This window comes from Georgenia satyanarayanai (assembly GCF_023715365.1).
GTDB lineage: Bacteria > Actinomycetota > Actinomycetes > Actinomycetales > Actinomycetaceae > Oceanitalea > Oceanitalea satyanarayanai_B.
Genome location: NZ_JAMBNZ010000006.1, coordinates 172,677 through 188,209 on the forward strand (window position 1 = coordinate 172,677; position 15,533 = coordinate 188,209).

Consider the following 15,533-nt stretch of genomic DNA (forward strand, 5'->3'; position numbering starts at 1 on the left):
ATGAGCGCGTTCCCCGGCGAGTGACATCCGGGCCACCCGCGCCCGTGGTGGACATCACGGCCTAGAGGGGTGCATCGGGTTTTCACCGGCGGCGTCGGACGGCTATGCTCGTTCTCGGCCCTGCGGGGCCGATGCGCCCGTAGCTCAATGGATAGAGCATCTGACTACGGATCAGAAGGTTGGGGGTTCGAGTCCCTCCGGGCGCACTTCGTTTGAGACAGCGAACGGGACGGCCTCACTACGGTGGGGCCGTTTCTCGTATCGCTGGCAGTGTTCATCGCCAACGTCGAACCGCGCTAGCAGCTCGGTTGCTCACGGCATGCCTGCCGTGGGCGGCGCATCTCCGACGAGGTCAGTCGTGCGCTCGCATTGCTCGATGGCGGCGATGTGGGCGCGCGCCCGGAGAGCCGCCACGTCAACCTCGAGGACGAGATTTGGACGGCGGGACCGTCAGGGGCGGTCGTGCCCGGCGATGCTCGCGGTGAGCCGGCGCCGATCAATTGGCTGCCGCGTCCGCGTGCATGGCCGGCACGGCCGTCGCCGCAACGGTCCGCGCCCATCGGTAAACACATGTCCGCGAAGCGGATTGCGGCTTTTGCTTGACAAGCGACGTAAGTCCCTCGTACGGTCCGGGCATGCCTGTTATGGGGGTCACAGTTGACCGGGGACGCGAGGCTGCCAACGCTGGCGGCTATCGCGCGGGAATCGTCGGAGCCGGGTTCATGGGGGGCGTGCACGCACGCGCGGTCCGGGTGAACGGCGGAGAGGTCGTGGGGGTGGTGGCGAGCAACAAGGACCGCTCGGCCCGCGCCGCCGGCGAGTTCCTCGCCACGCGCCCGTTCCGCGACGTCGACGACCTGCTCGCCTCCGACGACGTCGATGTCGTCCACGTCTGTACGCCCAATTACCTGCACCACGAGCTGACCATGCGGGCGCTCGCCGCCGGCAAGCACGTCGTGTGCGAGAAGCCGCTCGCCACCACGTCGGAGGACGCCGCGCAGATGCACGAGACGGCGCAGGCCGCCGGTCTCGTCGGTGCGGTGCCCTTCGTCTACCGCTTCCACCCGATGGTCCGCGAGGCCCGCGAGCGGGTCCGGCGCGGCGACCTCGGTCGTATCGTCCTCGCCCACGGGTCCTACCTGCAGGATTGGCTCGCCGGCCCGGAGGACGACAACTGGCGGGTCGACGCACGCCTGGGCGGGGCGACCCGTGCCTTCGGGGACATCGGCTCCCACTGGTGCGACCTCCTCGAGTTCGTCACGGGGCACCGCATCGCGGCAGTCAGCGCCCGCAGCGCCACCGTCAACACCGAGCGGGGCAACGACCGGTCCGCCGTCGACACCGAGGACCTCGTCGCCCTCCAGTTCGAGACCGCGGCGGGGGTCGTCGGTGCGGCCACGATCTCCCAGGTGTCCCCCGGCCGGAAGAACCGGCTGTTCCTCGAGGTCTCCGGGGCCAGCTCGACCATCGCCTTCGACCAGGAGGAGTCGGAGAAGCTGTGGCTCGGCGCGCGCGACGGCTCCCGCCTGCTCGTGCGCGACCCCGACACGCTCTCCGCCCCTGCGGCGCAGTACGCCGGGGTGCCGGCCGGCCATCCGCAGGGCTACCAGGAGTGCTTCTCCAGCTTCGTCGCCGACACCGCCCGCGCCATCGCCGGCCAGCCGGTCGACGGGCTGCCCACCTTCGCGGACGGGCTGCGCGCCACCCGGCTGGCCGACGCCGTCGTCCACTCGGCCGCGTCCCGAACCTGGGTGGAGGTCCCGCAGTGAGTGAAGGAGCGCCGCTGCTCCGGATGAGCGGCATCACCAAGTCCTTCTTCGGAGTCCAGGTGCTCACCGGCATCGATCTCGAGGTCCGCGCCGGTGAGGTGCACGCGCTCGTCGGGGAGAACGGCGCGGGCAAGTCGACGCTGATGAAGATCCTCGCCGGGGTCCAGCCCGCCGACAGCGGCACCATCGAGCTCGACGGCGGGCGCGTCACCTTCGCCCATCCGCTCGAGGCGCAGGCCGCTGGCGTGACGACCGTCTTCCAGGAGTTCAACCTCCTGCCCGAGCGCACCGTCGCCGAGAACGTCTACCTCGGCCGTGAGCCGCGCCGCCGCGGCCTGGTCGACCGCGCCCAGATGGTGCGCGACACCGCCGCGCTGCTCGCGGACCTCGGTGTGGACGCCATCGCCCCGGACGTCAGGGTCCGCGCGCTGTCGGTCGCCGAGCAGCAGGTCGTCGAGATCGTCAAGGCGATGTCCTTCGACGCGCGGATCATCTCGATGGACGAGCCCACCGCGGCGCTCGCCGACCACGAGGTCGAGCTCCTCTACCGCCTCGTGCGCCGCCTGCAGGACCGCGGCGTCGCCGTCCTGTACGTCTCGCACCGGCTCAAGGAGATCTTCGACCTCTGCGACCGGATCACCATCCTCAAGGACGGCAGCCTCGTCGACACGGTCGACACCGCGAGCATCACCTCCGACGAGCTCGTCCGGAAGATGGTCGGCCGGTCGATCAGCGCCCTGTTCCCCGAGCCGCGGGAGGGCACCCGCATGGGTGACGTCCGCCTGGCCCTGCGCGGTGTGGGCAACCACATGGTCCGGGACATCAGCTTCGAGGTCCGCGCCGGGGAGATCGTCGCCCTCGCCGGCCTCCAGGGCAGCGGACGCACCGAGATCGCCCACGGTCTCTTCGGCGTCGAGCACTTCCGCACCGGGGAGGTGCACGTCGACGGCAAGCGCGTGGACCCACGTTCCCCGCGCGAGGCGGTGCGCTCCGGCCTGGCCCTCGTCACCGAGGACCGTAAGGTCGAGGGCCTGGCCCTCAACCAGTCCGTCGCCGCCAACGCCCGTCTCGTGCTCGACGCCGTCGCGCCCCGCCAGGCCACGCGCCGCGCGCGCCGCATCCCCGAGATCCTCTCCTCCCTCGAGCTCGCCGCGCGCAGCGGCAGCCACGAGGTCCGCTTCCTCTCGGGCGGCAACCAGCAGAAGGTCGTCCTGGCCAAGTGGCTCGTCACCGACCCCGGCGTCATCGTCATGGACGAGCCCACCCGCGGCATCGACGTCGGTGCTAAGCGGGCCGTGTACGAGCTCATGCGCGACCTCGCCGCCGAGGGCGTGGCCATCGTCCTCATCTCCTCCGAGCTGCCGGAGGTCATCGGCATGGCCGACCGGATCATCGTGCTCCACGACGGTGAGATCAGCGGTGAGCTGCCCGGCGGCTGTGACGAGGAGGCCGTCATGGCCCTGGCCACCCGCCACGACGCGTTGGAGGAGAGCGCATGATGACCGCTACCCCCGAGGTTGCTGCCGCACCCGGTAAGCCCGCCCGCACCGCTCCCGGCCGGCGGTCCCCGCTGCGCTCGGTCCCGCTCATCTACGTCGCCCTGCTGATCCTCCTCGTCATCGCCGGCGTGCTCCTCGCCATGCGCGGGGACAACCTCTTCAGCGGCGGGTCGGTCATCGACATCCTCACCCGCTCCAGCCTGCTCGGTTTCATCGCCATCGGGCAGACGCTCGTCATCCTGTGCCGCTCCCTCGACCTGTCGGTCGGCTACGTGGCCGCCCTGAGCAGCCTCGTCGCCGCTGTCGTCATGGACGGTGACGAGTCCCGGGTCCTGCTCGGCGTCGCCGCCGCGCTGGGCGTCTCGGCCGCCGTCGGCCTGTTCAACGGCATCATCACGACCAAGCTCGGCGTCCACGCCTTCATCACGACGCTCGGCTCTGGCCTCATCATCAAGGGCTTCGTCGACACGCGGTACCCCGGCCCGTCCGGCTCGGTGCCCGCGTCCTTCCAAGGCTTCGGCTACACGCGCATCGGGGTGCTGCCGCTGTCGGCGATCATCATGCTCGTCATCGCGGGCGTCGGCGTCCTCATGCTGCACCGCACGCGGCTGGGTCACAGCATGTTCGCCGTCGGTGGCAACATCGACGTCGCCCGGCTCTCGGGCATCCGCACCGACCGCACCATGATCGTCGCGCACGTCATGTGCTCGACCATGGCGGGACTGGCCGGCCTGCTGCTGGCCGCCCGCTTCAGCACGGGTGTCGGCGCCCAGATCTACGGCGCCGGCTACGACCTCGACTCGATCGCCGCTGTCGTCCTCGGTGGCACGCTGCTCCTCGGCGGTCGCGGCGGGATCGGCGGCACGATCGCCGCCGTCCTCATCCTCGGCGTCCTCGACAGCCTGTTCAACTCCCTGCAGATCAACCCGTTCTTCCGTGACGTCCTGCGCGGCACGATCATCATCGCGGCCGTCGCCATGTACGCCCGCCGCCAGATCGACCCGAAGAAGGCCAGAGCCCGCTTCCGGGACGCGACGTCCCGACGGACGAGACCGGCACCGGCGATCGAAGGGGGCCACTCATGACCACCAGTACCGAGACGGTCCGCCCGGCGCGGCCCTCCGTCCTCACTCAGCTGCGGCACAACGGCAGCGGCCCGGTGCTCGTCGTCCTGGCCGTGCTGATCGCCGTCATGCTCGTGCTCAACCCGGGCTTCTACGAGCCGCCGTCGCTCATGGCTTTCCTGCGCAACGCGGCGCCGCTCGTCGTCCTCGCCATCGGCCAGTACTTCGTCATCGTGTCCGGCGAGTTCGACCTCTCCGTCGGCAGCCTCGTCGGAGCGCAGGTCGTCATCGCGGCCAAGCTCATCAACGGCGAGGAGGACCGCACCTGGCCGGTCATCGCGCTGATGATCGGTTTCGGGCTGCTCGTCGGGCTCGTCAACGGCCTCGTCACCACCCTGCTGCGGGTCCCCTCCTTCATCACCACCCTCGGCACGATGCTCGTCCTCTACGGTGCCATCCGGCTGTGGACAGGCGGCGCGCCCACGGGCGCACTGTCGGAGAGCTTCCGCCAGTGGGGCCGCATGGGCATCGACATGCCCGTCCTGCGTCAACTGCCCTACGCACTGCTCATCATGGTGGTCCTCGCCGTTGTCGGGATCCTCGTCATGAGGTCCTCCTACGGGCGCGTGCTCGTCGCGACGGGTGACAACGACACCGCGGCCACCTTCGCCGGCGGCCGCGTCTGGCTCGTCCGCACGGGCGCCTTCGTCCTGTCCGCCCTCTTCGCCACGGTGGCGGGCATCCTCGTCGGCGGTTTCGCCGGCGTCACCGCGCAGGTCGGCCAGGGCATGGAGTTCACGGCGATCACCGCCGTCGTCCTCGGTGGCGTGCTCCTCGGCGGTGGGCGCGGCTGGATCGTCGGGGCGATCGCCGGTGCGCTGACCTACCAGCTGCTCGAGCGCCTGCTCGTCCAGCTCGACATGCCCTCGACCCTCAACCCGACCATCCAGGGCGTCATCATCATCGCGGCCGTCGCCTTCGCGGCGAACCAGTCGCGCATGCGCCGCGGTAGCCGGACGGCGCCGCAGACCCCGGCGGAGCCCCAGCCCGTGGGAGCCGCATGAGCTGACCGCAGTCCCGTCCGCACACCCGACACACGACCTACCGATTTCCTACATCGTTACCAAGGAGGGTACTGATGAAGCGCACCGCGCTCCGCCTCACCGCAGGCGTCCTCGGCCTGGGGCTCGTCCTCACGGCCTGCACCACCGACACCCCGTCCGAGTCCGCGGACCCCACGACCGCCGCCTCCCAGGACGTCGACGACGACGCCGGCGACGGCACCGGCGACGAGGGCGGCACCCCCGAGGGCGAGTTCTTCGTCCGTGCCGACTACGAGCGCGAGCTCGCCCAGCGCGACATGGAGCCCGAGGGCGACCCCGCCACCCCGTGGCTGCAGATGATCGAGCCCATCGAGATGGTCGACACCTCCGAGTTCGCCGCCGACGGCGCCCAGACGCTGTGCTTCTCCAACGCCTCGATCTCCAACCCCTGGCGCGTCACCGGGTGGACCACCATGCAGCAGCAGGTGGAGGTCCTCCAGGAGGAGGGCGTCATCGGGGAGTTCCGCGTCGCCGACGCCGGCGACGACGACAACAAGCAGATCTCCGACATCCAGTCCTTCATCTCCGACGGCGACTGCGGCGCCATCATCATCTCCCCGTCGACGACGGCGACCCTCACCCCCGCCGTGGAGGCGGCCTGCGAGAGCGGCGCACCCGTCATCGTCTTCGACCGCGGCGTCAACACCGACTGCCCCGTCACCTTCATCCACCCGATCGGCGGCTACGCCTACGGGGCGAGCGGTGCGGAGTTCCTCGTGGACAACCTCGAGCCCGGCTCGAAGGTCCTCGCGCTGAGGATCCTGCCGGGAGTCGACGTCCTCGAGCACCGCTGGGGCGCGGCGAACGACATCTTCTCCCAGAGCGACCTCGAGGTCGTCGGTCAGGAGTTCACCGGTGGCGATGCCGCCCAGATCAAGGACATCGTCACGCAGTACCTCCAGCGCGGGGACGTCGACGGGATCTGGATGGACGCCGGTGACGGCGCCGTCGCCGCCGTCGAGGCCTTTGAGGACATGGGCGAGGACTACCCGGTCTTCGTCGGTGAGGACGAGCTGAGCTTCATGCGCAAGTGGAAGGAGACGGGGATGACGGCCATCGGCCTGAGCTACTCCAACTTCCAGTGGCGCACGCCCGTCCTGGCCGCCCAGATGATCTGGAACGGCGAGGAGGTCCCGGCCGAGTGGGTGCTCCCGCAGGCGCCGATCACCGACGCCGACCTCGACGACTACCTCGAGCGGAACGCCGACATGCCCTCGCTGCACTACGCCAAGTTTGGCGGCGAGGACCTGCCCGGCTTCCCCGAGGCCTGGCAGGGCAACTAGCACGGCCCCCGCTGGGCACAGGTGCCCGGCCCGACAAAGGATGGACGATGACGTCTCGCCAGATCGGCGTGAACACGTGGGTGTGGACCTCCCCACTCACCGACGACTCCCTGCGCCGTCTCGCGCCGCAGGTCAAGGACTGGGGCTTCGACCTCATCGAGCTCCCGGTCGAGCACCTCGGCGACTGGGACCCCGCCGCCGCCGCGGCGCTGCTCACGGACCTGGGCCTCGGTGCCACCGTCACGCTCGTCATGGGTGAGGGCAGCGAGCTCGTCGCCACCGACGCCGCCACCGTGCGCGCCACCCAGGACTACCTGCGGGGCGTGATCGACGCCGCCCGGGCCGTCGGTTCCCCGGTCATTGCCGGGCCCGCCTACGCCTCGGTCGGGCGCACGTGGCGGATGGACGACGACGAGCGGCGCCGCTGCTACGCCGAGCTCGCCGAGAACCTGGCCCCCGTGGCCGAGCACGGCGTGCAGGCCGGGGTGCGCATCGCCGTCGAGCCGCTCAACCGGTACGAGACCTCGTTGATCAACACGGTCGACCAGGCGCTGGAGGCGCTCGCCCCGGTGCCCGACGTCGGCATCCTCCTCGACGTCTACCACCTCAACATCGAGGAGAGGGACGTGCCCGACGCGATCCGACGGGCCGGCTCCCGGATCGCCCACGTCCAGGTCTGCGCGAACGACCGCGGCGCGCCCGGCGCCGACCACCTGCCCTGGCGCGACATCCTCACCGCGCTCGACGACGCCGGCTACGACGGCCCGCTGTGCATCGAGTCCTTCACGGCCGAGAACGCGACGATCGCGACGGCCGCATCCATCTGGCGCCCACTGGCGGCCACGCAGGACGCCATCGCTGTGGACGGTCTGGCCCACCTGAGGGGGTTGATGCGCAGCGTCTGACGTCTGGGGGGTCGCTTTCTCGCGACAGGTCCCTTGCTGCCGGCCGAGCCGGCACCCGTTCGATCGATGTGGAGGAAGTGAATGAGACCCGATTTCAGACGTGGGGCGTGGCGGGCACTGACCGCGGCGTCCGCGAGCGTGCTCTCCCTGTCACTGCTGACAGCGGTCCCGGCGGTCGCTGAGACGACACCGCCGCCGGGCGAGGACGACGGACCTCAGGTCCTCATCTTCACCAAGACGACGCAGTACCGGCACGCGGACGCGATCGACGTGGGCACGCCCGTGCTCATCGACGCTTTCGCGGACGCCGGGATCGAGTCCGTGCACACCGAGGACTCGAGCATCTTCAACGACGAGGACCTCGCCCAGTTCGACGCCCTCGTCATGTTCCAGGCTTCCGGTGACCCGTGGAACGCCGAGGAGAAGGCCGCGCTCGAGCGCTACCAGCAGGCGGGTGGTGGCATCGCCGCCATCCACAACGCCACGGACATGCGCGGCGACTACGAGTGGTGGGACGAGATGATCGGTGCGCTGATGCCCGGTCACGCCGCCACCGGATCCGACCCGGGCCTTCCCGGCACCGTGCGGGTCGAGGACCGCGCCCACCCGTCCACCGAGCACCTCCCCCAGCGGTGGGAGCGAGCCGACGAGTGGTACAACTACTCCGCGAACGTCCGCGGCGAGGCCCACGTCCTTGCCACCATGGACGAGTCGACCTACCAGCCCGGCGGCAACGCCATGGGCTACGACCACCCGATCTCCTGGTGCAAGCCCTACGACGGCGGCCGCGCCTGGATGACCGGCATGGGCCACTTCGGCTCGCACTTCACCGACGAGCCGGACCTCGTGCAGCACATCGTCGGCGGCGTCGAGTGGGCTGCCGGTCTGGCCGAGGGTGACTGCGGCGGCACCGACTGGAGCATGTACGAGCGGGTCGCGCTCGACCAGAACACCTCCGCGCCCTTCGGCATGGACATCGCCGACGACGGCAGGGTCTTCTTCACCGAGCTCGTCCGCGGGCAGGTGCAGGTCTACGACCCGATGACGCACACGACGACGACGGCGCTCGAGCTGGACGTCTACTCAGGCGGTGAGGACGGGCTGCTCGGCATCGCGCTGGCCCCGGACTTCGCCGACAGCGGCCACCTGTACCTGTACTACTCCCCGGCCAGCGAGGACGACACCGACCCGGCCAACTTCATCTCCACGCTGTCCCGGTTCACCATGGACCACGAGACGGGGATCATCGACCCCGCGACCGAGCGGGTCGTCCTCGAGGTCCCGGCCCGGCGCCTGCCGGACGAGCCGGGCCACACGGGCGGCGTCGTCGAGATGGACGCGCAGGGCAACCTCTACCTCGGCGTCGGTGACGACGTGAACCCCCACAGCGAGCCCTCGGGTGGCTACGCCCCGCTGTCGGAGCGTGAGGGTCAGTTCCACGACGCCCGCGCGACGTCGGCGAACTCCAACGACCTGCGCGGCAAGATCCTGCGGATCACGCCGGTGGCGGACATCGCCGCGGACGCAGAGCCGGGGATCGGCAGCACGTACACGATCCCCGAGGGCAACATGTTCGACGAGTCGCAGGACACGGAGGACAAGACCCTTCCTGAGATCTACGCGATGGGATTCCGCAACCCCTTCCAGTTCGCCATCGACGAGAAGACGGGCAACATCTCACTGGCCGACTACTCCCCGGACAACGGCAGCGACAACCCCAACCGCGGTCCGGCGGGCATCGCCGAGTGGATGCTCGTCGAAGGCCCCGGCTTCTACGGCTGGCCGATGTGCATGGGAGACAACGAGCCGTTCCGGGACGTGGACTACACGACCAACCCGGTGACCGTCGGGGACTACTTCGACTGTGAGAACCCGGTCAACGACTCGATCCACAACACCGGCCTCACCGAGCTGCCGGCGGCCGTCGCGCCGGACATGTGGTACGGCTACCAGCGCGCCTCCCACCCCGAGATCATCCCCAAGGGTGGTGGCCTCGCCCCGATGGGGGGCCCCTTCTACAGCTTCGACGCCGAGCTCGAGTCGGACACGAAGTTCCCCGAGTACTTCGACGGCCAGCCCTTCTTCTTCGAGTGGGCGCGCAACAAGATGTACTCCTTCCTCCTCGACGAGGAGGGCACCGACCTGGAGAAGGTCAACGCGTTCCTGCCCTCGGAGCCCTTCATGGCGCCGATCGAGGCGAAGTTCGGGCCGGACGGCTCGATGTACGTCCTGGACTGGGGCGGCGGCTTCGGTCGGCACAACCCGGACTCCGGGCTGCACCGCATCGACTACGTCTCCGGTTCGCGCTCGCCGTCGGCCGTGGCCACGGCAACCCCCGACAGCGGCCAGGCACCCCTGGAGGTCACCTTCGACGGGTCCGCCAGCAGCGACCCGGAGAAGGAGGAGCTGAGCTACGCGTGGGACTTCGATGGTGACGGCGTCGTCGACTCCACCGAGATCAGCCCCACGACGACGTACGCCGCGAACGGCGTCTACGACGCTCGTCTCACCGTGACCGACCCGCACGGGAAGGTCGGCACGACGACGGTCCCCGTCACGGTCGGCAACACCCGCCCGGAGATCCGCTTCAACCTTCCCCCGACCGGCGCCTTCTTCGACTTCGGCGACGAGATCAGCTGGGACATCGAGGCGAGCGACGCCGAGGAGGAGATCGCGGACGCGGACATCATCGTCCAGCCCGCGCTCGGCCACGACGCGCACGCCCACCCCGCTGAGCCGTTCTCCGGCCGGACGGGCACGGTCGCGACCAGCCTCGGCGGCGGGCACAGCGAGGACATGAACGTCTTCTACGTGCTCGACGCCCGATACACCGACTCCGGTGGAGACGGCGTGTCGAGCCTCACCGGCCAGGACACCACGCTGCTCTTCGGCAAGATCCGCGAGGCAGAGTTCTTCGCCAGTTCCCAGGGCGTCACGGCGGCGCCCTCCCGCGACGTCGAGGGCCACGGCACCTCGATCAGCGGGCAGGACGGGGCCTGGGCCTCGTACGACCCGGTCAACCTCATCAACATCGACCGCCTGCTCCTGCGGGTCGCCTCGGCGACCGGCGGGGACATCGAGCTGCGGCGCGACGCCCCCGACGGTGAGCTCCTCGGCACGGCGGAGGTCTCCTCCACCGGTGGCCTGTCGCGCTACACGGACGTGGCCGTCGAGGTCACCGACCCGGGTGAGTCCTTCGAGCTGTACGTCGTCTTCCCCGGTGAGGGCGAGCGCAGGCTCAACTTCATCGAGGCCGACGGCAAGGGTGTGTCCCCGACGTCCAAGCCGCGGGTCGCCATCACCGCGCCGAGCGGTGCGGAGTCCCTGGACCCCGGTGACATCACCGTGACCGCCGAGGCGACGGACGCGGAGAACGAGATCACCCAGGTCGAGTTCTTCGTCGGTGACGAGTCCATCGGCGTCGACGACGAGGCGCCCTACAGCGTCACCTGGGAGGCGACCGAGGAGTCGATCTTCCAGCTCACCGCCGTCGCCACCAACGACAACGGCGTGTCGACGACGTCCCGGATCGTCCCGGTGACCGTCGGTGAGCCCTTCGGCGACTTCAGCCAGTTCACCAACGCCCGCGGGGAGTTCTCCCGCGGTGAGGACGGCTCGTTCGTCATCACCTCCGGCGGCGGCAACATGTGGAACGCGACGGACGAGTACAGCTCGCTGTACCTGCCCGCGGGCGCGGACGAGAACTGGTCCGCCACGGTGAAGATCGTCAGCCAGGGCAACTCCCACGGGAGCGCCAAGGCCGGTCTCATCGTCCGTAACGACATGACCGCCCCGGGACAGTCGGCGGGTTACGCCGCCCTCGGCATCCGTCCCAGCGGCGGCTTCGAGTGGCTGCGTTCGGCCAGCGGCAACGGTCAGCTGAACGCGTCCACGGCGGCCGGCTCCACCGCCTACCCGGCGTGGGCGCGCATCGTGCGCGACGGCGACCAGTACACGGCCTTCCACAGCACCAACGGGGAGGACTTCACGCAGATCGGCCAGCCGGTCACGCTGCCGGGGGCCGCATCGGTCCAGGACCTGGGCCTGTTCGTCACCGCCCACCACGCGACGGCGACGAGCGAGGTCGTGTTCAGCGACTTCGTCTTCGACGACGACCCGGTCGTTCCCGGCCCGGACCCCGAGCCGGGGCCCGGACCGGTCTGCCAGGTGTCGATGAGCGACGAGTTCGACGGCGAGAGCCTGGACGCTCAGCGCTGGACCACCGTCCGCGGTGACGTCTCCGTCGCCGACGGCGGGTTGCGCCTGCCGGTCACCGGCGGCGACATCGACGGTGCCAACACCGGCCCGATCAGCTACGTCGGTCAGCCGGTGCCCTCGGGTGAGTGGCAGGTCGACACGCAGGTGACCCTCGACCACCAGCGGCACTGGCAGTACAGCGGCCTGATGCTGCACACCGGGGACGACGACTACACCAAGCTGACGTTCACCCGGAGCAACAACGGCAGCCGCTTCCTCGAGTTCTGGACCGAGTCCGGCGGTTCACGGACCCCGAACGCGGCGAACGTCAACCTGCCGGCCGACACCCCGGCCACCATCCACCTGCGGCTGAGCAGCGACGGGGAGAACGTCACCGCGGCGTACTCCGTCAACGGTGTGGACTTCACCACGCTCGACGGCTCCGCGACCCTCGACCCCGAGGCCACCGTGGGTGTCGTCGCCGCGGGCGACACCGGGGCGGGTGACGGCGTCGCCGTCGTCGACCACGTCCGCATCACGCCGGACCGCGAGGACGACGGCGAGCGTGAGCCCAGCGACGAGTTCGAGGGCGACGCCCTCGACGGCTGCCGCTGGGACGCGACCGTCAGGTACAACGAGGAGAACGTCTCCGTCGCCGACGGGGAGCTGCACATCCTCACCGCTCCCGGCGACATCAACAACGACAACCCCGACTCGCCGGAGAACTTCATCCTGCAGTCGGCACCCGAGGGTGACTGGACGGTCGAGACGCGCTTCCACGCGCCGCTCGTCCACCAGTGGCAGTACGCGGGCCTGCTCGCGTACGGCGACGACGACGAGTACGTCAAGCTCGACGTCGTGGCCCGCAACGCGCCCGGTGCGGCGCTCAACCTCGGCGCGGAGCTCGTCTCCGAGGTCGACGGCTCCTTCGGGGCCGGCGGCAACCGCTCGGTCGACCTCGCCGGTGAGCCCGAAGGTGACTACTGGCACCTGCGGATGAGCCGCACCGGTGACAGCTACGCGGGATGGGTCAGCGCGGACGGGGAGACCTGGACCCCGCTCGGCGAGCCGGTGACCCACGCCGGTGACCTCTCCACCGTCGGCCTCGTGGCCATCGGCCCGGAGCAGACCGAGCCGGTGACCGTGAGCTTCGACTACTTCCGGGTGGTCGACGGCGACGTCGAGCCTCCGGTCGACGAGGACGCTCCCACGGTGTCGGGCAACGTGCTCGGCACGTCGACCGGTGAGTTCAGCCCGAACCACCGGACGAACCTGGACATCGGGGGCACGGCCACGCTGCTCAAGCACGGGGACGGCACTTCGGTGATGGTGCGGGCGACCGGGCTGGTGCCGGGTGAGCAGTACGCCTCGCACCTGCACGACGGCACCTGCACGGACCACGGAGGCCACTACAAGCACGACCCGAACGGTCCGGAGGCGCCGCCGAACGAGATCTGGGCGGCATCGAGTACCAGCAACCCGAAGGGCAACCTCGTCCCCAACCGCAACGGCATCGCGACGGGTTCGGGGGCGGCGACGTGGATCGCCCGGCAGCAGCCGCTGTCGATCATGATCCACGACTCCAAGCTCCCCGGGCTGCCCATCGCCTGCGCCGAGTTCGCGGCCTACGACGCACCCGCGTCGCTGATCGTCTCGGCCGACGACGGCGAGGGCTCGGGCGTCGACACGCTCGAGTACGCGCTGGACGGCGGGGAGTGGACGGTCTACGAGGGTGCGGTCGCGGTCAACGAGCCCGGTGCGCACACGGCGGCCTTCCGGGCCACCGACGCGGCCGGCAACACGAGCGAGGTCCACGAGATCGAGTTCAGGGTTGCCGGTGAGGTCGCGGAGCCGACGGAGGTCACTCCCCAGGCCGTGACCTTCACCGACGAGGACGGCACCGCGGACGACACGTTCACGGTCCCCGCGGTCGAGGGCGTCGAGTACGTCGTCGACGGCGAGGTCGTCGACGCCGGGACCCACCCGGGCTCCGGCACGGTCACCGTCACTGCCCGGGCATCGGAGGGCTACGTGCTCGCCGACGGCGCCACCACGACGTGGGAGCACACCTTCGCCACCGACGGCGGCGAGCCCGAGCCCCCGGCCTGCGAGCCGGGAGCGGTCGAGGAGGGCTACCGCGCGCTGTTCGACGGCACGCAGGGCAGCCTGGACGCCTGGCGGATGGCGGGCCCCGGCAGCTTCGAGCTGCAGGAGGACTGCTCGATGCTGAGCGTCGGTGGCATGGGGCTGCTCTGGTACCCCGAGGAGCTGGGGGCCTACAGCCTCAAGCTTGACTGGATGATGTCCGGGGATGACAACTCCGGTGTCTTCGTCGGGTTCCCGGACCCGGGCGACGACCCGTGGGTGGCCGTCAACGAGGGCTATGAGGTCCAGATCGACGCGACGGACGCGGACGACCGCACCACCGGTGCGATCTACACCTTCCAGAGCGCCGACCTGGAGGCCCGCGACGAGGCGCTCAACGCGCCGGGGGAGTGGAACTCCTACGAGATCGTCGTCCAGGGACAGAACATCAAGGTGTTCCTCAACGAGGTGCTGATCAACGACTTCGACAGCACCCATCCCGACCGTGACCTCACCTCCGGCTTCATCGGGCTGCAGAACCACGGCGAGGGGGACGACGTCTACTTCCGCAACGTGCGCGTGGCGGACCTCGAGGACACCACCCCCGAGCCGGTGGAGGTGACGCCTGCGGCGGTGACCTTCACTGACCGGGCCGGCTTCGCGAACGACACGTTCACGGTCCCCGCGGTCGAGGGCGTCGAGTACGTCGTCGACGGCGAGGTCGTCGACGCCGGGACCCACCCGGGCTCCGGCACGGTCACCGTCACCGCTCGTGCGCTGGAGGGCTTCGTGCTGGCCGAGGGTGTGCAGACCCAGTGGTCCCACACCTTCTCCACCGCTGGTGGGCAGGGGCCGGTCCCGGCGCTGGGCAGCGGGTTCTTCCTCACCGATGACTGGTCGGGCACCACGCACTACGCGTTCCAGTACGGCCGGGCCACCGATGAGGTGTTCATCGGTGACTGGGACGGGGACGGCACGGACTCCATCGCCGTGCGCCGCGGGAACGCGTTCTACGTGTCGAACTCCCCGCGTGGTGGGGTGGCCGACGAGGTGTTCCACTACGGCCGGGCCGGTGACACGGTGCTGGTCGGTGACTGGGACGGTGACGGGGTCGACACGCTGGCCGTGCGTCGCGGTAACCAGTACCTGGTGAAGAACACCCTCAGTGGCGGTGCGGCCGATCGGGTCATCGCCTACGGCCGGGCCGGTGACACGGTCCTGGTCGGTGACTGGGACGGTGATGGTGCGGACACCCTGGCCGTGCGCCGGGGCAGTCAGTACTTCGTGAAGAACTCCATCGCCGGTGGCCGTGCGGATGTGGAGTTCCACTACGGCCGTGCCGGGGACGTCACGCTTGCTGGTGACTGGGACGGTGACGGCAAGGACACGCTGGCGGTACGTCGCGGTGCGGTCTACTACGCGAAGAACTCCCTGGCCGGTGGGCCGGCGGACGTCGTGGTGACCTACGGTCGCGCCACCGACGAGGCCTTCGTGGGTGACTGGAACGGTGACGGCCGTGACAGCCTGGGCCTGCGCCGGCTCCCGGCCACGGCAGTGTCCGCGGCCGCCGCGGTGGGCAGGGTGGTGATGACCACGGCCAGGCTCGCCTGACACGTCCTGCAGTGCCG

General features: G+C 70.1%; 7 protein-coding genes and 1 tRNA gene. All 8 read left to right on the forward strand.

Annotated elements, in window-relative coordinates; translation table 11 throughout:
* Positions 1 to 133: 133 nt before the first annotated feature.
* The 8 genes from M3148_RS09770 (at position 134) to M3148_RS09805 (ending at position 15,516) form a co-directional block, all read left to right on the forward strand.
* A tRNA-Arg gene (locus M3148_RS09770) sits at positions 134 to 206 on the forward strand.
* Between the two features lie 438 nt (positions 207 to 644).
* Positions 645 to 1,769 carry a Gfo/Idh/MocA family protein gene (locus M3148_RS09775; protein WP_285884095.1) on the forward strand — a complete coding sequence of 375 codons (1,125 nt, stop codon included), beginning with the start codon at positions 645 to 647 and terminating at the stop codon, positions 1,767 to 1,769.
* The gene (locus M3148_RS09780) at positions 1,766 to 3,268 is read left to right on the forward strand and encodes a sugar ABC transporter ATP-binding protein (RefSeq protein WP_308203234.1); all 1,503 of its coding nucleotides are present in this window, start codon (positions 1,766 to 1,768) and stop codon (positions 3,266 to 3,268) included. Before M3148_RS09775 ends, M3148_RS09780 begins: the two co-directional genes overlap by 4 nt.
* On the forward strand, positions 3,265 to 4,353 hold the full coding sequence (locus M3148_RS09785; RefSeq protein WP_251304505.1) for an ABC transporter permease: 1,089 nt from the start codon (positions 3,265 to 3,267) through the stop codon (positions 4,351 to 4,353). The genes M3148_RS09780 and M3148_RS09785 overlap by 4 nt, the downstream gene beginning before the upstream one ends.
* Positions 4,350 to 5,396, forward strand: coding sequence for an ABC transporter permease (locus M3148_RS09790; protein WP_251304506.1), 1,047 nt, complete (start codon positions 4,350 to 4,352; stop codon positions 5,394 to 5,396). The genes M3148_RS09785 and M3148_RS09790 overlap by 4 nt, the downstream gene beginning before the upstream one ends.
* 74 nt (positions 5,397 to 5,470) lie before the next feature.
* On the forward strand, positions 5,471 to 6,718 hold the full coding sequence (locus tag M3148_RS09795) for a substrate-binding domain-containing protein (RefSeq protein ID WP_251304508.1): 1,248 nt from the start codon (positions 5,471 to 5,473) through the stop codon (positions 6,716 to 6,718).
* 47 nt (positions 6,719 to 6,765) lie between these two features.
* The gene (locus M3148_RS09800; RefSeq protein WP_251304510.1) at positions 6,766 to 7,623 is read left to right on the forward strand and encodes a sugar phosphate isomerase/epimerase family protein; all 858 of its coding nucleotides are present in this window, start codon (positions 6,766 to 6,768) and stop codon (positions 7,621 to 7,623) included.
* 81 nt (positions 7,624 to 7,704) lie between these two features.
* A complete protein-coding gene (locus M3148_RS09805) occupies positions 7,705 to 15,516 on the forward strand; it encodes a ThuA domain-containing protein (RefSeq protein WP_251304511.1) in 7,812 nt (2,603 codons plus the stop codon).
* Positions 15,517 to 15,533 lie beyond the last annotated feature (17 nt).

Excerpts from the sequence above, each read along its gene's own strand:
- M3148_RS09775 (WP_285884095.1), top strand. The coding sequence starts at position 645 with ATGGGGGTCACAGTTGACCGGGGACGCGAGGCTGCCAACGCTGGCGGC.
- M3148_RS09790 (WP_251304506.1), top strand. The coding sequence starts at position 4,350 with ATGACCACCAGTACCGAGACGGTCCGCCCGGCGCGGCCCTCCGTCCTC.
- M3148_RS09795 (WP_251304508.1), top strand. The coding sequence starts at position 5,471 with ATGAAGCGCACCGCGCTCCGCCTCACCGCAGGCGTCCTCGGCCTGGGG.
- M3148_RS09805 (WP_251304511.1), top strand. The coding sequence starts at position 7,705 with ATGAGACCCGATTTCAGACGTGGGGCGTGGCGGGCACTGACCGCGGCG.
- M3148_RS09800 (WP_251304510.1), top strand. The coding sequence starts at position 6,766 with ATGACGTCTCGCCAGATCGGCGTGAACACGTGGGTGTGGACCTCCCCA.
- M3148_RS09785 (WP_251304505.1), top strand. The coding sequence starts at position 3,265 with ATGATGACCGCTACCCCCGAGGTTGCTGCCGCACCCGGTAAGCCCGCC.